This is a genomic window from Leucobacter rhizosphaerae, assembly GCF_022919175.1.
GTDB lineage: Bacteria > Actinomycetota > Actinomycetes > Actinomycetales > Microbacteriaceae > Leucobacter > Leucobacter rhizosphaerae.
In genome coordinates this window covers 1097225-1113495 of record NZ_CP095043.1, presented here as the reverse complement: position 1 = coordinate 1113495, position 16271 = coordinate 1097225, and the positions used below count along the sequence as shown (strand labels likewise).

14 protein-coding genes are annotated in these 16271 nt (G+C 69.5%); 10 read left to right on the top strand and 4 right to left on the bottom strand.

The window, feature by feature from the left end:
• The first annotated feature begins 53 nt into the window (after nt 1–53).
• The 5 genes from guaB to guaA all read left to right on the top strand — a co-directional run bounded on the left by guaB (nt 54) and on the right by guaA (nt 5792).
• Nucleotides 54–1556: an IMP dehydrogenase gene (gene guaB / locus MUN76_RS05040; protein ID WP_244687726.1), complete on the top strand. Its 1503-nt coding sequence runs from the start codon at nt 54–56 to the stop codon at nt 1554–1556.
• Nucleotides 1557–1658: 102 nt separating this feature from the next.
• Nucleotides 1659–2780 (top strand): GuaB3 family IMP dehydrogenase-related protein, encoded by a 1122-nt coding sequence (locus MUN76_RS05035; protein WP_244687724.1) that lies wholly within the window; start codon nt 1659–1661, stop codon nt 2778–2780.
• An 11-nt stretch (nt 2781–2791) separates the two neighbouring features.
• The gene (locus MUN76_RS05030) at nt 2792–3643 is read left to right on the top strand and encodes an SURF1 family protein (protein WP_244687722.1); all 852 of its coding nucleotides are present in this window, start codon (nt 2792–2794) and stop codon (nt 3641–3643) included.
• Between the two features lie 59 nt (nt 3644–3702).
• On the top strand, nt 3703–4212 hold the full coding sequence (locus MUN76_RS05025; RefSeq protein WP_244687721.1) for a DUF3817 domain-containing protein: 510 nt from the start codon (nt 3703–3705) through the stop codon (nt 4210–4212).
• Complete coding sequence (gene guaA, locus MUN76_RS05020) at nt 4209–5792, top strand: glutamine-hydrolyzing GMP synthase (protein ID WP_244687719.1); 1584 nt, start codon at nt 4209–4211, stop codon at nt 5790–5792. The genes MUN76_RS05025 and guaA overlap by 4 nt, the downstream gene beginning before the upstream one ends.
• A gap of 97 nt (nt 5793–5889) precedes the next feature.
• Here guaA and MUN76_RS05015 read toward each other — a convergent pair whose 3' ends face one another.
• The gene (locus tag MUN76_RS05015) at nt 5890–6264 is read right to left on the bottom strand and encodes an iron chaperone (RefSeq protein WP_244687717.1); all 375 of its coding nucleotides are present in this window, start codon (nt 6262–6264) and stop codon (nt 5890–5892) included.
• A 156-nt stretch (nt 6265–6420) separates the two neighbouring features.
• The gene (locus tag MUN76_RS05010) at nt 6421–7287 is read right to left on the bottom strand and encodes a Bax inhibitor-1/YccA family protein (RefSeq protein WP_244687715.1); all 867 of its coding nucleotides are present in this window, start codon (nt 7285–7287) and stop codon (nt 6421–6423) included.
• Between the two features lie 139 nt (nt 7288–7426).
• Between MUN76_RS05010 and MUN76_RS05005 the strand changes: the two genes are divergently transcribed.
• A complete protein-coding gene (locus tag MUN76_RS05005; RefSeq protein WP_244687713.1) occupies nt 7427–8479 on the top strand; it encodes a glycerophosphodiester phosphodiesterase family protein in 1053 nt (350 codons plus the stop codon).
• Nucleotides 8480–8488: 9 nt separating this feature from the next.
• On the opposite strand, the gene MUN76_RS05000 is transcribed toward MUN76_RS05005, so the two are convergent.
• Entirely contained in the window at nt 8489–9490 is a 1002-nt protein-coding gene (locus tag MUN76_RS05000) for an asparaginase (RefSeq protein ID WP_244687711.1), read from the bottom strand.
• 93 nt (nt 9491–9583) lie between these two features.
• Here MUN76_RS05000 and MUN76_RS04995 point away from each other — a divergent pair, with 93 nt between their 5' ends.
• On the top strand, nt 9584–12145 hold the full coding sequence (locus tag MUN76_RS04995) for an ATP-dependent helicase (RefSeq protein WP_244687710.1): 2562 nt from the start codon (nt 9584–9586) through the stop codon (nt 12143–12145).
• Nucleotides 12146–12210: 65 nt separating this feature from the next.
• On the opposite strand, the gene MUN76_RS04990 is transcribed toward MUN76_RS04995, so the two are convergent.
• Nucleotides 12211–12849 carry a TetR/AcrR family transcriptional regulator gene (locus tag MUN76_RS04990; protein ID WP_429953187.1) on the bottom strand — a complete coding sequence of 213 codons (639 nt, stop codon included), beginning with the start codon at nt 12847–12849 and terminating at the stop codon, nt 12211–12213.
• 133 nt (nt 12850–12982) lie between these two features.
• On the opposite strand from MUN76_RS04990, the gene MUN76_RS04985 reads away from it, so the two are divergent.
• The 3 genes from MUN76_RS04985 (at nt 12983) to sucC (ending at nt 16266) form a co-directional block, all read left to right on the top strand.
• Nucleotides 12983–13972: a GGDEF domain-containing protein gene (locus tag MUN76_RS04985; RefSeq protein WP_244687708.1), complete on the top strand. Its 990-nt coding sequence runs from the start codon at nt 12983–12985 to the stop codon at nt 13970–13972.
• Nucleotides 13965–15017 carry a GGDEF domain-containing protein gene (locus tag MUN76_RS04980; protein ID WP_244687707.1) on the top strand — a complete coding sequence of 351 codons (1053 nt, stop codon included), beginning with the start codon at nt 13965–13967 and terminating at the stop codon, nt 15015–15017. The genes MUN76_RS04985 and MUN76_RS04980 overlap by 8 nt, the downstream gene beginning before the upstream one ends.
• A gap of 82 nt (nt 15018–15099) precedes the next feature.
• Nucleotides 15100–16266 carry an ADP-forming succinate--CoA ligase subunit beta gene (sucC, locus tag MUN76_RS04975; RefSeq protein ID WP_244687706.1) on the top strand — a complete coding sequence of 389 codons (1167 nt, stop codon included), beginning with the start codon at nt 15100–15102 and terminating at the stop codon, nt 16264–16266.
• Nucleotides 16267–16271 lie beyond the last annotated feature (5 nt).

Genomic DNA, 16271 nt, shown 5'->3' with positions numbered 1-16271 from the left:
GCCAGACCCCGGCGCCCAGACTCACCCGCTCATCATCTACCTAGCGAGGTCTTATGGAACAGCGTGACCCGTTCGCGTTCACCGGTCTGACATACGACGACGTGCTGCTGCTCCCGGCGCACACGGACGTCATCCCGAGCGAGGCCGATACCTCGACCCAGCTCACCCGGCGCATTCGATTGAGCATCCCGCTCATCTCCGCCGCGATGGATACCGTGACCGAGACGCGCATGGCGGTCGCGATGGCCCGCAACGGCGGGCTCGGGATCCTGCACCGCAACCTCTCGATCCAGGATCAGGCCGAGATGGTCGACCGGGTGAAGCGCAGCGAGGCCGGGATGATCACGAACCCCGTCACGACCTCCGTCGACGCGACCGTGGCCGAGGTGGACGCGCTGTGCGGCGAGTACCGCGTCTCCGGGCTGCCCGTCGTCGATCAGAGCGGGGTGCTGCTCGGCATCATCACGAACCGCGACATGCGGTTCATCGATCCCAAGGATCGCAGCCAGGTGCGCGTCGCCGACGCCATGACGAAGATGCCGCTCATCACGGCGCCGACCGGGATCTCGCGCGAGGCCGCGGCAGACATCTTCGCGACGCACAAGATCGAGAAGCTGCCGCTCGTCGATGGCGAGGGGCGCCTCACCGGGCTCATCACCGTCAAGGACTTCGACAAGGAGGAGCAGTACCCGAACGCGACGAAGGACGACTCCGGTCGCCTCCGCGTGGGCGCGGCGGTCGGATTCTTCGGCGACGCGTGGAAGCGCGCGAGCTCGCTGCTCGAGGCGGGTGTCGACGTGCTCGTGGTCGACACCGCGAACGGCGACAGCAAGGGTGTGCTCGACATCATCGCGAAGATCAAGGGCGACAAGGCCTTCGCCGGCGTCGACGTGATCGGCGGCAACGTGGCGACCTACGCGGGCGCCCGGGCGATCGTGGAGGCGGGCGCCGACGCGATCAAGGTCGGGGTCGGCCCCGGATCGATCTGCACGACGCGGGTCATCGCGGGCGTCGGGGTGCCGCAGGTCACGGCGGTCTACGAGGCGGCCCGCGCCGCCACCCCGGCGGGCGTGCCGGTCATCGCCGACGGCGGACTGCAGTACTCGGGCGACATCGCGAAGGCGCTCGTCGCCGGCGCCTCATCGGTCATGATGGGCTCGCTCCTCGCCGGCACCGACGAGAGCCCGGGAGATCTGGTCTTCGTCGGCGGCAAGCAGTACAAGAACTACCGTGGGATGGGCTCGCTCGGCGCGCTCCAGACCCGCGGGGAGCGCACCTCGTACTCGAAGGACCGCTACTTCCAGGCCGACGTGCCGAGCGACGAGAAGCTGATCCCCGAGGGCATCGAGGGGCAGGTGCCGTACCGCGGGCCCCTCGCGTCGGTCGCGCACCAGATGATCGGCGGGCTGCGGCAGTCGATGTTCTACGTCGGCGCGCGCACCGTCGCCGAGCTGAAGGATCGCGGTCAGTTCGTGCGCATCACCTCGGCCGGGCTCAAGGAGTCGCACCCGCACGACGTGCAGATGGTCGTCGAGGCGCCGAACTACCGGCGATAGCCGAACGCCTCGTGCCGGGGCCCGGACTCTGCGGAGTCCGGGCCCCGCTGCATTCTCCGCGGAGTCGCAGGATCCGTCTGGGGTGACGGATAGACTAGTCGGGTGAGCAACGAGATCGAGATCGGCCGCGGCAAGCGCGCGCGACGCGTATACACCTTCGACGAGATCGGGATCGTGCCCACCCGGCGCACCCGCGACCCGGAACTGGTGTCGACCGCCTGGACCATCGACGCGTTCCAGTTCGAGATTCCCGTGATCGGCGCCCCGATGGACTCGGTGATGTCGCCGGCGACCGCCATCGAGCTCGGCCGACTCGGCGGGCTCGGGGTGCTGAACCTCGAGGGGCTGTGGACCCGCCACCAGGAGCCCGAGGCCCTGCTCGCCGAGCTGGCCACGATCACCGACGAGGTCGCCGCCGTCAAGCGCATGCGCGAGCTGTACGCCGCGCCGATCCAGTCGGAGCTGATCCGCGCGCGCCTCGGCGAGATCCGCGACGCCGGGGTGACCGTCGCCGGTGCGCTGTCGCCGCACCGTACCGCGGAGTTCACCGAGACCGTCGTGGGCGCGGGCGTCGACCTGTTCGTGATCCGCGGCAACACGGTGTCCGCCGAGCACGTCGCGCAGGACGGCCGCGAGCCGCTCAACCTCAAGCAGTTCATCTACGAGCTCGATGTGCCCGTGATCGTGGGCGGCGCGGCCACCTACCAGTCGGCGCTGCACCTCATGCGCACCGGCGCAGCGGGCGTGCTCGTCGGCTTCGGCGGGGGCGCCTCGTCGACCACGCGGGCGACGCTCGGGATCCGCGCGCCGATGGCGAGTGCGATCGCGGATGTGGCCGGAGCGCGCTCCGACTACCTCGACGAGTCGGGCGGGCGCTACGTGCACGTCATCGCCGACGGGGGCCTCGGCACGTCGGGCGACCTGATCAAGGCGATGGCCTGCGGCGCCGACGCCGTGATGCTCGGCACCGCCCTCGCACGGGCCGCCGACGCACCCGGCAAGGGCTGGCACTGGGGCCAGGAGGCCCACCACGAGGATCTGCCGCGCGGCCGCCGGGTTCCGGTCGCTCCCGTTGCGCCGCTCGCGGAGATCGTGAACGGCCCCGCGCACGTCGCCGACGGCAGCGCCAACCTGATGGGCGCGCTGCGGCGCGCCATGGCGACGACCGGGTACTCGGAGCTCAAGAGCTTCCAGCGCATCGACATCGTCCACGCCGAGCGCTAGTCGCAGTCGTCTTGTCGGCACAGCGCAGACCGGAGTACCTGGGCGATCCCACGCTCGCGCGGGTGATGCGGCGACCGCAGTGGATCCTGGCGCTCGTCTTCGCGCTGGTCGTGGCGGGAGTGTTCGCCTGGCTCGGCCAGTGGCAGATGAGCAACGCGATCCGCACCGACGCCGACCCGGTGGTCGACACCGAGGTGGTCCGGCCGCTGGCCGAGGCCGCGTCGACCGGCAGCGGGGTGACGGAGCTCGGGGCGGGGGCGATCGTCGAGGTGCGCGGTGCGTTCGTTCCGGGCGACTCCCGCACCCTGTCGCCGCGGCAGAACGACGGTGTCTCAGGGACCTGGGTCGTCGGGCACTTCGTGACGGAGGCGCCCGAGGCGGAAGCTGGGGCGCACCTCGCCGTGGCGATCGGCTGGGCACCCGACGAGGCCGCGGCCGAGCGTGCCCTGGACGAGCTCGACGCCGATCCGGCGTTCGCGGAATCGAGGCTCCTGGAGGGGCGCTTCATGCCGCCGGACGGCCCGAAGATTCCGGATCACGCGGCCGACCCGCAGACGCTGCAGAGCATGATGCCCGCCCACCTCGCCAACCTGTGGACGGGCGTCGACGCCCCGGTCTACGCCGGGTACCTCGTGCTGCACGACGGTGCCGGTGCCGCGCCGCTCCTGGGCGCTCTCGACGCCATCGATTCCGTGCCGCCGCTGCCGCCGGAGACGGTGAACTGGCTGAACGTCTTCTACGCGATCGAGTGGGTCGTGTTCGCCGGCTTCGCCGTGTTCTTCTGGTTCCGTCTCACCCGCGACGCCTGGGAGAAAGAGCACGAACTGCAACAGCTCCAGGCCGCCGAGGCCGACCCCCGCTGAGCGGCCGCGCGATCCGGCACGGCGAGACCCCCTGCCCCGAGTCCAATAGAATGGAAGCCATGCAACTGCAGCCCAAGCCCGCCGACTATCCGCGCATCCGCAAGGCGCTGAACGTCTACAAGGTGACCTCCGTGATCACCGGCGTGATGCTGCTGCTGCTCACGGCCGTGATGATCATGAAGTACGGCTTCAACGTGCAGCTGTACCTCTTCAGCCCCGAGGCGTTCGCGAAGTTCGAGCCGCTGCCCGCCGAGGGGCTCGAGGGCGACTTCCAGCCGGCCGGGTTCGATCTCTTCAAGGCGATCCTCATCGCGCACGGCTGGTTCTACGTCGTGTACCTGATCTCCGACTTCATGCTCTGGAGCCCGATGCGCTGGGGCTTCCTCCGGTTCCTCGTCATCGCGCTCGGAGGGGTCATCCCCTTCATGTCGTTCTTCCTCGAGGCACGGATCGTGCGCGAGGTCAACCGATTCCTGGCGGAGCGCGAGGCGGCTCTGGCCGCGGACCCGACTCCCACGTCTTCACCCGCCGCGGCCTCGGCCGCGAAGTCCTCGGAAGGTCAGTCATGACAGAACAATCCGGTACCGGGCACCGCCCGGTGCTCGTCGTCGATTTCGGAGCGCAGTACGCGCAGCTGATCGCTCGGCGCGTGCGCGAGGCGGGGGTCTACTCCGAACTCGTGCCGCACACCATCACCGCTGCCGAGGTGCAGGCGAAGCAGCCCCTGGGCATCGTGCTCTCCGGCGGACCCTCCTCGGTCTACGCCGAGGGCGCCCCGCAGTTCGACGACAGCATCTTCGAGCTCGGGATCCCCACGCTCGGCATCTGCTACGGCTTCCAGGTGATGGCCCGGGCGCTCGGCGGCACCGTCGGGAACACCGGCGACCGCGAGTACGGCGCCACCGACGCGCAGATCCTCGGCGGCGGCGGGGCGATCCTGGGCGGCCAGCCCGAGGCGCAGAACGTCTGGATGAGCCACGGCGACGCCGTGCAGGAGGCCCCCGCGGGCTTCGAGGTGCTCGCGAAGACCGCGGTCACGCCGGTCGCCGCGTTCGGCAGCGCCGAGCGGCGTCTGTACGGCGTGCAGTGGCACCCCGAGGTGCGCCACTCCGACCACGGGCAGGAGATCCTCGAGAACTTCCTGCACCACGTCGCCGGGATCGCGAACGACTGGAACGCCGGCAACGTGATCGCGGAGCAGATCGCCCGCATCCGTGAGCAGGTCGGGTCGGCCCGCGTCATCTCCGCGCTCTCCGGCGGTGTCGACTCCGCGGTCTCCACGGCGCTCGTGCACCGTGCGATCGGTGACCAGCTCACCGCGGTGTTCGTCGACCACGGGCTGCTCCGCAAGGGCGAGCGCGAGCAGGTCGAGCAGGACTACGTGCAGTCGACCGGCGTCCACCTCATCACAGTCGAGGCCGCCGACACGTTCCTCGGTCACCTCGCTGGGGTCACCGATCCCGAGGAGAAGCGCAAGATCATCGGGCGCGAGTTCATCCGCTCGTTCGAGCAGGTGCAGCGCGATCTCGTCGACGAGGCGAAGGCCGACGGCGAGCAGGTCAAGTTCCTCGTGCAGGGCACGCTGTACCCCGACGTGGTCGAGTCGGGCGGCGGATCCGGCACCGCGAACATCAAGTCGCACCACAACGTCGGCGGGCTGCCCGACGACCTCGACTTCGAACTCATCGAGCCCCTCCGCACGCTGTTCAAGGACGAGGTGCGCGCGATCGGCCGCGAGCTCGGGATTCCCGAGGCGATCGTCGGCCGCCAGCCGTTCCCCGGACCCGGACTCGGGATCCGGATCGTCGGCGAGGTCACGCGCGACCGTCTCGAGACGCTGCGCGAGGCCGACGCGATCGCGCGCGCGGAGCTGACCGCGGCAGGGCTCGACGCGGAGATCTGGCAGTGCCCGGTCGTGCTGCTCGCGGACGTGCGCTCGGTGGGCGTGCAGGGCGACGGCCGCACGTACGGTCACCCGATCGTGCTGCGTCCCGTGTCGTCCGAGGACGCGATGACCGCGGACTGGACCCGCGTGCCCTACGACGTGCTCGCGCGGATCTCGAACCGCATCACGAACCAGGTGCCCGAGGTGAACCGGGTGGTGCTCGACGTGACGTCGAAGCCGCCGGGGACGATCGAGTGGGAGTGACGCCGGCGGCGTCACGGTAAGGAGTGAGGGGCCTGGCATTCACCGGGCCCCTTTCTCGTGTGTCAGGCCGGCTCGGCCCCGACCGAGGGGACGCAGCCTAGTGCGCGGCGCGCTCCTCGATCTGGGCCACGCGGCGGTGCAGGAAGCGGTCGAGCAGCTCGGTCGGAATCGACTGGTCCCTCCCCAAGTGGATCGAGCCCTTGGTGCTGCCCAGCCCGGCCGCGGTCACGGCGTCGGCGAGATCGCCGAGATTGCCGTAGGGATACACGCCGATGTGCTTCTTCGTGTGCATGACCGAGATCAGGCCCTTGCCGCGATAGAGGAGTGCGGGCATGCCGTAGCTCAGTCCCTCCTCGGCATCGGGCACGACCTCTCGCGCTCGGGCGTAGATGCTCGCAACCCTGACTCGGACCGTCTCCGGGAGGGCAGCGATGTAGTCGGTCACCTGGGTGTTCGGGTGCGCCGTGCTCATACACGCAGTATGCCACGCGGCACGTCGCCCGGCACGTCATGCGGGGGAGACGACTCAGGCGGTCGGAACCGAGAGATTCTAACCGCCTGAGGGGTGAGCACCGCGTGAGCTGCTTCGGCGCGAAGCGCGCGAGCGGAGCGGCGCGGACGTGCGGCGCTAGTTGCTGCCGCGCAGGATCGCGAGGATGCGCAGGATCTCGACGTAGAGCCAGATCAGCGTGACCATCAGGCCGAAGGCCGCGGACCACGCCCACTTCTCGGGCACGCGGTTCTTGACGCCGTTCTGGATGAGCTCGAAGTCCATCACCAGCGAGTACGCGGCGAGCAGCACGGCGAGGCCGCCGATGAGCACACCCAGGGGGATCCCGAACAGCGTCGCGCCGCGCAGGCCCCAAGGGTCCGTGTTGGCTCCGGTCACCATGAGGATCACGTTCACGAGCGAGAACGCCGCGTAGCCCACGATCGCGATGAGGAAGATCTTGTTCGCGCGGGGGCTCGTGCGCACCTTGCCGCTGCGGAAGAGGAGCAGGGTCACGCCGAACACGGCGAGGGTGCCGATCACCGCCTGCGCGACGATCCCGGACCACTGCGACTCGAAGATGCCGGAGATACCGCCGAGGAACACGCCCTGGAAGACGGCGTAGAGCACGATGAGCGGAACGCTCGGCTCCTTCTTGAACGCGTTGACGAGGCCGAGCACCAGGCCGACGATCGCCGAGACGATGACGACGCCCATGCCGAGCGCTCCGAAGTTGAGCGCCGTGAACCAGCCGACGGCGCCGAACGCGAGCACGACGAGGAACAGCATCACGGTCTTCGAGATCGTGTTCTCGTAGGTCATGGGCGTGTCGGAGGGCTGGATCGTCGGCGGCTGCTGGCCCCCGAAGCCGGCCTCGGTCACCGGGGCGTCGATGCCCGGGCGCTGGGTCTGTGCGGCGGGCTGATCGTAGATGCGGCGCAGCTCGTCAGCGGACAGTGACTTGCCGTTGAGTGCTGGGTTGTTGCTGAGAGCCGGGTTGCTCATGCGTCGGATTCCTTTCCAGGCGTATGGGTCTTGTCCAGACTACCGGGGGGCGCCTTGGTCGGGGCTGTGGATTTCCGCGCCGTTCGCCGGGAGCGCAGCAGCCCCCGATCCCAGGCCCCGCGTGACCTAGGCTGGTGCCATGCCCCTTCGAGGAACGCCGCGTCCGTCCCCGGACGCCTCGGCATCGAGCCCGCTGCTGATCATCGGTCACCGCGGGGCCCCGGGGTACCGCCCGGAGCACAGCGCGTCGTCGTACCGCCTCGCCTGCGAGCTCGGAGCCGACGCGGTGGAGCCCGACATCGTCGCGACGCGCGACGGCGTGCTCGTCGTGCGGCACGAGAACGAGATCTCCGGCACCACCGATGTGGCGGATCACCCCGAGTTCGCCGCGCGCCGCACGAGCAAGGTCGTGGATGGAAAGCGACTCACCGGGTGGTTCACGGAGGACTTCACCTGGGCCGAGCTGGCGACCCTGCGCTGCCGCGAGCGCCTGCCGCGCGTGCGCCCCGACAACCGGGAGTACAACGACACCGAGCCGATCCTCCGACTCAGCGACGTGTTCGCGATCATCGACGAGGAGAGCGCCCGGCGCGGGCGGCCTCTCCGGGTCGTCGTGGAGGTGAAGCACGCGCAGTTCTTCCGGGAGATCGGGCACGACCTGGCCGCGATGCTGCGCGTCGAGCTGGCGCGCGCGGGCTGGGACGACCGGCCCGAGCGGCTCGTGATCGAGTCCTTCGAGCTCGGGGTGCTCGAGCGGCTGCGGGATGACGGCGTGCGAGCCGAGCTGGTGTTCCTCGCGGAGCGCTTCGGAGCCCCGGCCGACGAGATCGCCGGGCCGACGCGCGCCCGCAGTTACGCCTGGTACCGCAGCGATGCCGGGCTCGACTTCCTCGCCCGACGCGTCGACGGCGTGAGCGTCGCGAAGGGCAACCTGATCCGGGTGAACGCGCTCGGCCGCGCGGTGGGGCCGACGAATCTCGTGGCGCGCGCCCACGCCCGGGGGCTCCGGGTCTACACCTGGACGCTGCGACCCGAGAACCGCTATCTGAGCGTCCGCTTCCAGACCTCCGTGCGCGGGGGCGAGTGGGGGGACTGGCAGAGCGAGTTCGCGCTCGTGGTGAGCTCCGGTGTCGACGGGATCTTCGTGGACCATCCGGATCTCGGTGTCGCGATCCGCGACGCGGGATCCTGACCCCGACGACTACCGGCCGATACGCTCCCCGACGAGGTTGCGCCGCAGCTGTTCCGCGAGCTCAGCGCCGGAGAAGCCGTGATCGATGAGGTAGCCGAGTTTGGCGGTGGCCGCCTCCATCGTGAGGTCGCCGCCGTCGATCACGCCCGCAGCCGCGAGCTCGTGGCCCACGGCGTAGCGGTGGAGGTCGACCCCTCCGGTCGTGCACTGCGAGATCGCCACGACCGGCATCTCGGCGCAGATCTCGCGCAGCACGCCGAGCATGCCGGGCCGCCCCATGGGGGCGTTCCCGCTGCCGTAGCACTCCAGGATCAGACCGTCGGGGTGCCCGCCCGTCGCGGCGCGCAGGTCGGCCGCGATGGTTGCGGGTACGAAGGAGTACGCCAGCACACGCGCGGGATCGCGGGCGTCCTGCCCGCCCGGCACCTGCGGCACCCCCGCCGGGGACGGGGCGAGCGGAAGCTCCGCGCGGAAGGCCTCGAGGGCGACGCTGCTGTGCTTCGTCGCGCGCACGGCGGGCAGGATCGACCCGCCGAACGCGACCGAGACCGGCGACCCGGGAGCGGCGCGGAGCGCGGTGCGCATGGCGAGGGTCAGGTTCGCGGTGGCGTCGGTGTCGGGATCGCCGTGGGGCAGCTGGCTGCCGGTGACCACCACGGGCACGGCGAGGTCGCTCAGCTCGAACGCCAGCCGGGCCGCCGCGAAGGCGAGGGTGTCGGTGCCGTGCAGGATCACGACGCCGCGGGGCCGCTGGGTCCGCACCCGCGCCCGGACCGCGCGGGCGATGCGCGGGGCGGTGCCGGCGTCGGCGTTCGCGCTGTCGATGGACGGCAGGAGGTGATTGACCCGCCAGTCGACCCCGAGCGGTGCCGCGATCTCCGCGACGAGCGCATCGAGCACCTCCGGGAAATCGGGATCCGGGGCGAGCCCCTTGTCGGTCGCGCGCATGCCGATCGTGCCGCCCGTCGCGAACACGAGCACCGATGGTCGGGGGGTCGATGATCCTGCCATCCCCCCATTCTCTCTGAAAGCCGGTGCCGCCGCGGCCCGGCCGGGTGCCCCGGCGCGGCGAATGTCGGAGGGGGCTCCTAGACTGGGAGCACGATGAGCGACTTCGAACTCCTGGATCCCTCAGGGATCCCATACGGCTCCGACCCGAGCACCTCCGAGGGCGGCCCCGATCCGCTGCTCGACGGGCTGAACCCGTCGCAGTCCCGCGCGGTGTCCGCTCGGGGGCCCGCGCTCCTCATCGTGGCGGGTGCGGGTTCGGGCAAGACCCGGGTCCTCACCCACCGCATCGCCCATCTCATCCGCAACCGCGAGGCCTGGCCGAGCCAGATCCTCGCGATCACATTCACGAACAAGGCGGCCGCCGAGATGCGCGAGCGCATCGACGGGCTCCTGGGGGCGGCGTCCGAGGGCATGTGGGTGTCGACCTTCCACTCGGCCTGCGTGCGGATCCTGCGCCGCGAGGCCGAGCGGTTCGGGTACGTCGCAGGCTTCACCATCTACGACTCGGCGGACTCGCGAGCGCTCCTGAAGCGCATCATCAAGGAGCTGGACGCCGACACGTACGGTTTCACCCCCGCGAACGCGGGGTCCAAGATCTCGCGTCTCAAGAACGAGCTCACCGACGCGGACGGGTACGCCGCGACGATGAACGCGAGCGACCCTCGCGATCGCCTCTTCGTCGAGATCTTCAAGACCTACGAACAGGAGCTGCGGCGCGCGAACGCGTTCGACTTTGACGACCTCATCGGACAGACCGTGCAGCTCTTCCGGTCGCACCCCGACGTCGCGGCCGTCTACCAGCGCCGGTTCCGGCACATCCTCGTCGACGAGTACCAGGACACCAACCACGCGCAGTACTCGCTCATTCGTGAGCTCACGCGGCCGGTCCAGGCGGAGCAGGTCGAGCGCCTCGTGCCGCCCGCTCGCGCCGGCGAGCTCGACGCCGCCGGCAGGATCCCGGCGGCCAGCCTCACCGTCGTCGGCGACTCCGATCAGTCGATCTACGCCTTCCGCGGCGCAGATATCCGCAACATCGTCGAGTTCGAGCGCGACTTCTCCGGTGCAGAGGTGGTCAAGCTGGAGCAGAACTACCGCTCCACCCAGAACATCCTGAGCGCCGCGAACGCCGTCATCGGCAACAACTTCGACCGCCAGGAGAAGAACCTCTGGACCGCCGAGGGCGACGGCGAGCGGATCGTCGGCTTCACGGGCTACTCGCAGCACGACGAGGCCCGGTTCGTCGCAGAGGAGGTCGAGGATCTGCATCGCGCGGGTCTCGCCTACAGCGACGTCGCGGTCTTCTACCGCACGAACTCCCAGACCCGTGCACTGGAGGAGCTGCTCATCCGGTCGGCGATCCCGTACCGGGTGCTCGGCGGCACCAAGTTCTACGAGCGCGCCGAGATCAAGGACGCGATGGCGTACTTGACGAGCATCGCGAATCCGTACGATCCGATCGCGTGGTCGCGGCTCCTCGGGGCCCCGAAGCGCGGGATCGGGCCGATGGCGGAGGCGCATCTCGCGAACTTCCAGGAGGAGCACGGGCTCTCGTTCCACGAGGCCATGCTCCGCTCCGGAGAGCTCGCCTTCGGGCCGAAGGTCCTTGGGTCGATCCAGAGCCTTGCCGAGCTGCTGACCCGCGCGGCGAAGATGGCCGCGGGGGATCCCGAGCACGATCAGGCGCCGGCGCCGGTGGGGGACCTGCTGAAGCTGATCCTCGATGAGACCGAGATGGTCGAGAAGCTGCGCGCGAAGCGGGACCCGCAGGACGACGCGCGGGCCGAGAACCTCGAGGAGCTCGTCGCGGTCGCGCGCGAGTTCGACGTCAAACAGCCCGGCGCGGGGCTCCTCGCCTTCCTCACCGAGGTGAGCCTCGTCGCCGCCGCGGACGATCTCGACGACTCGAGCGGCACAGTGTCGCTCATGACCATGCACACGGCGAAGGGCCTGGAGTTCAAGGCCGTGTTCATCACCGGTGTGGAGGAGGGGCTGCTGCCGCACCAGATGTCGGTCGACGAGGTCGGCGGCGTGAACGAGGAGCGCAGGCTCATGTACGTCGGCATCACGCGCGCCCGTGAGCGTCTCTATCTCACCCTCGCGAGCACCCGCGCGGTCTTCGGCGACGTCTCCGTGGCGATGCCGTCGCGCTTCCTGCAGGAGATCCCCGAGGGGCTCATCGACTGGCGTCAATCCCCGGGCGAGGTGACGGGCCGCGGCGGCACCGAGTCCCGCGCGCTGAACGCGCCCCGGGGTGGCGGCTCGGGATCGGCGGGCCGTTCGCGCCGCGCCGTCGACTCGAACGTGTCCTTCGGGAGCGGCGGCTCGGGCGGGTTCTCGAGCGGATCCGCCGCGGTCAGCGAGCCCGCGAGCGGCAACATGCAGTCGGCGCTCGACAAGTGGCGGGAGCGCAAACGGGCGGCGAAGGCGACGCAGGCCGCCGGCGGCGGATTCCCCAACACGATCATGGGCAGCGTGCGCGACAACGGTGACCTCGAGCTCGCTCCCGGCGACCGGATTCGCCACGACGAGTACGGTGAGGGACGCGTGAGCGCCGTCACCGGAGTCGGCACGAAGCGGATCGCGCACGTCGTCTTCGACTCCGTCGGCGAACGGAAGCTGCTCGTGAAGCTCGCTCCGATCGAGAAGCTCGCCTGAGCCGTCGGCCGCGCTGACCGCGCGGGAGCCGTCGGCCGCGCTGACCGCGGGGTCTGATCAGCCGATCAGCCGATGAGCCGGCGGACCTGCTCCATCACCCGCACGAAGTCCGACTCGTCGGCCGTGACGTCGTCCGTGCTCGTCATCCACTCCGTCATCCGCGCGGTGATCACTCCGTGCACGAGATTGACCGCGAGGGTCGCCTCGAGCTCGGGGGAGTCCAGCTTGGCGTGCTCCGGGTGCTGGTGCAGCCAGAGCACCGCGGTCGAGACGAGCTGGAAGCTCGACTCGAGCAGCGAGGTGATGGTGAGTCGGCCCGCGCTGGGCTGCTGCGCGATCAGCTCAGCGCGCAGACGCGCGACCTCGCCGTTCACGTGGCTGTGCCCGATCGCCGCGAAGAGCAACCGGAACAGGCCGAGCGGGAGGTTGTCGGGGCTGCTGTCGAGCACCGACAGCGCCTCGCTGCCCTCGGGGATGCTGATGGCGCGGCCGACGATCGCGTAGTCGCGCGAGGAAAAATAGTTGAAGAACGTGCTGCGCGAAATGTCCGCGCGCTCGCAGATCGCTTCGACGGTCACGTTCTCGACGCCGAGGTCCAGCGCCAGTCGAACGGCCGAGGTTTCGATCGCGTTTTCGGTTGCGCGCCGCTTGCGCGCGCGAAGCCCTTCAGGCTTCGGTTCATTGGGTGTCTGCACTCGTCTCATTCTCTTACTCGGAGGGGTCCCCATTCCGGTCGAGTGTACTCGCGGACCCTGGGAGCACCCGGCCCGGGGGGCCTCGAGGTGGACTTTCGACTTCGGCCTAAAAACCTCTGGAAATGATGTGTACGCTGAAGCTGTGGCTGGGGCGCATCGGGTGGGCGTGTCGAGGGTCGCGCTGCTCTTTCGTCGGCAGGACGCGCACTCGCTCTATTTGACGTGCGCGGCGCTGCTGCTGAGTCTCACCCTCGTGATCGATCTCATCTTCCACCGCCACATGACGAATCGGTGGCTGCTCTGGACGCTCCTCGTGATCTGCCTGTCGGGCAGCGCTGCGGCGTTCATGCTGGGATCCCGGGTGCCGCGGTGGATCGGCCTCACCGCGGTCGGGGTCTTCGTCTCGTCGCAGACGTACTTCTTGAGCCTGCAGGACGATCCTCAATCCGTGGTGTCCTCGGTGCAGCAACTGCCCGTCGTCGCGTTCTACCTCGGCTGGTTCGTGCGCCCGGGCGTCGCCACCTGGCTGATCGCGGTGTGTTCCCTGGCGTTCGGTGCGGCGATGCTCTCGAACCCGCTGTTCTGGCCCGACGGCGACATCGGGGTGCCCGTTGCCGTACACGGCTTGCTGAGCCTGCTCTTCTGCTTCTTTGCGGGAACCTACCTCTGGCTCCGCACCACTCGGAAAGCCCGACTCGATCCCCTGACGACCGCGGTGAACCGTGCAGGGCTCATCGAGCATCTGGACTCGGAGCTGCGCCGTCGGTCCTCGAGGGGAGCGTGCGCGCTCGTGGCGATCGACTTCGACAATTTCAAGCGGCTCAACGATGATCTCGGGCACGCGGCCGGTGATGCCGCGCTCACGGGAGCGGTCCGTGAGTGGCGGGAGGGGATCCGGGTCCAGGATATTGTCGCCCGCATCGGCGGCGACGAGTTCGTGATCCTGTTCCCGGGTACGACCGCTGCGGCGGCGGAGGCGGTCATGGATCGCTTGCAGCTCGCGGCTGCGCACGCGTGGTCCTACGGGATCGCGGAATCGACCGAGGCCGACACCGTGACGACCCTGCTGGCCCGTGCCGACACCGCGCTGTTCGAGCAGAAGCGCTGCAAGCGCGGGCACCTGCATGGATAGGCGGTCAGCAGCGCGGACGCCGACGCTCCACGACGTCCCGGTGCGGCTCTGGAACGCGTTCGTGCGCTGGCAGAGCCCATTCTCGATCCTCAGCAGTCTCCTCTCCCTCGTGCTCGCCATCGTCTTCGTCTCCGACCTCGTGTTCGGACACCCCCACATCGAACGTGCCGCGGTCACCTCGTGGCTGGTGCTCTACGTCTGCGCGGCCGTCATCCCACTCGCCTGCGGGCGCCGGTTCCCGCGCTGGGCGGGAATCGTGATCGTCGCCGGCATCGAGTGGTGGTCGACCTACTTCCTGCTGTTCGCGGGACACGCTCACGCTGAGATCAATGCACTGCTCGAGCTCCCGATGATCGCGCTCTATCTCGGCTGGTTCTATCGGAGCCTTGTGGGGCGCATCATGATGGCGCTGAGTCTTGCACGGTACGTGGTGCTGCTCGTCATCCACCCGGGACTCGGGCACGGGGTGGTGTCCGCCGGGGTCACCGTCGGAACTGCGCTGCTCGTGGCCGTGTTCTGCTTCGAGGGTGCTCGGGCGGTCCGCAGGCAGGCGCACCTGCAATCCATCACCGACCCGCTGACGGGGGCTGTGAATCGACGCGGACTGCTCGTCCAGTCGCGTCGACTCCGAGCGAGCGCGCGTCGCCGCGGAGAGCCGGTGGCGCTCGCTGTGGTCGACTTCGACGACTTCCGAACCTTGAATGAGCGGGGCGGTCACCTCGCGGGAGATGCGGCGCTGCGCGACACCGTGGTCGCGTGGCAGGGCCTCGTCGGCAAACGCGGCCCGCACGCTCGACGCGGCGGTGTCGTCGCACGACTCGGAGGCGATGAGTTCGTACTCGTCTTCCGCCGGGATGTCGCGGCGACGAGCGCCCTGTTGCGCGACCTCCGAGCGGCATCGGAGTACGCCTGGTCCTGGGGGGTCGCGCCGCTCGATCCGGGCGCTGCCCTCACGGAGGCGATCGCGGACGCGGACACCCGTTTGTACCGCGCGAAGCGTGCCGTGGACCAGACCGCGGCCGACGCTGATTCCGCACCGCAGTGATAGACTTCCTGCGGTCGACTTCTCTCGACATCGAGACATTTTCTGCCTCGGGCACCGAAGAATCCCAAGCAAAGGACAGTACGTGGATCTGTACGAGTACCAGGCACGAGATCTTTTTGAGCGCTACGGCGTACCGGTCCTCGCCGGCATCACCGCCGATACGCCGGAAGAGGCTCGTGCCGCTGCAGAACGCATCGGCGGCGTGGTCGTCGTCAAGGCGCAGGTGAAGACCGGCGGCCGCGGCAAGGCCGGCGGCGTCAAGGTCGCGAAGAACGCCGACGAGGCGTTCGCGGCGGCGGAGGCCATTCTCGGCCTCGACATCAAGGGCCACGTCGTGCAGCGCGTCATGGTCGCCGCCGGCGCGGACATCGCGGAGGAGTTCTACTTCTCCGTGCTGCTCGACCGCGCGAACCGGTCGTACCTGTCGCTCTGCAGCGTCGAGGGCGGCATGGAGATCGAGCAGCTCGCGGTCGAGAAGCCGGAGGCGCTCGCGCGCATCGAGGTGGATCCGATCGTCGGGATCGATGCGGCGAAGGCCGAGGAGATCGCCCGCGCGGCGAACTTCCCCGAGGAACTCGTCGCGAAGGTCGCTGCGGTCTTCGAGAAGCTCTACGCCGTCTACACCGGTGAGGACGCGACGCTCGTCGAGGTGAACCCCCTCGTGCTGACCGGCGCCGGGGACATCATCGCGCTCGACGGCAAGGTCTCGCTCGACGAGAACGCCGAGTTCCGTCAGCCCGAGCACGACGCACTCGCCGACAAGGCCGCGGAGGACCCGCTCGAGGCGAAGGCCAAGGAGCAGGATCTCAACTACGTGAAGCTCGACGGCGAGGTGGGCGTCATCGGCAACGGTGCGGGCCTCGTCATGTCCACCCTCGACGTCGTCGCATACGCCGGTGAGAACCACGGCGGCGTGAAGCCCGCGAACTTCCTCGATATCGGAGGTGGAGCCTCGGCCGAGGTGATGGCCGCCGGTCTCGACGTGATCCTCGGCGATCCGCAGGTGAAATCGGTCTTCGTCAACGTCTTCGGCGGCATCACCGCCTGCGACGCCGTGGCGAACGGCATCGTGGGAGCGCTCGCGAAGCTCGGCGACGCGGCCAACAAGCCCCTCGTCGTGCGTCTCGACGGCAACAACGTCGTCGAGGGCCGCCAGATCCTGAACGATGCCGCGCACCCGCTCGTCACGCTCGCGGAGACCATGGACGAGGGCGCCGACAAGGCCGCCGAACTCGCCAACGCACGATAGCCCGA

Coding starts and splice junctions, on each gene's coding strand:
- MUN76_RS05000 (WP_244687711.1), bottom strand. CDS start 9,490: ATGGCAGGATCATCGACCCCCCGACCATCGGTGCTCGTGTTCGCGACG.
- MUN76_RS05015 (WP_244687717.1), bottom strand. CDS start 6,264: ATGAGCACGGCGCACCCGAACACCCAGGTGACCGACTACATCGCTGCC.
- guaA (WP_244687719.1), top strand. CDS start 4,209: ATGACAGAACAATCCGGTACCGGGCACCGCCCGGTGCTCGTCGTCGAT.
- MUN76_RS05005 (WP_244687713.1), top strand. CDS start 7,427: ATGCCCCTTCGAGGAACGCCGCGTCCGTCCCCGGACGCCTCGGCATCG.
- MUN76_RS04995 (WP_244687710.1), top strand. CDS start 9,584: ATGAGCGACTTCGAACTCCTGGATCCCTCAGGGATCCCATACGGCTCC.
- MUN76_RS05010 (WP_244687715.1), bottom strand. CDS start 7,287: ATGAGCAACCCGGCTCTCAGCAACAACCCAGCACTCAACGGCAAGTCA.
- MUN76_RS04980 (WP_244687707.1), top strand. CDS start 13,965: ATGGATAGGCGGTCAGCAGCGCGGACGCCGACGCTCCACGACGTCCCG.
- MUN76_RS05025 (WP_244687721.1), top strand. CDS start 3,703: ATGCAACTGCAGCCCAAGCCCGCCGACTATCCGCGCATCCGCAAGGCG.
- guaB (WP_244687726.1), top strand. CDS start 54: ATGGAACAGCGTGACCCGTTCGCGTTCACCGGTCTGACATACGACGAC.
- MUN76_RS04990 (WP_429953187.1), bottom strand. CDS start 12,849: ATGAGACGAGTGCAGACACCCAATGAACCGAAGCCTGAAGGGCTTCGC.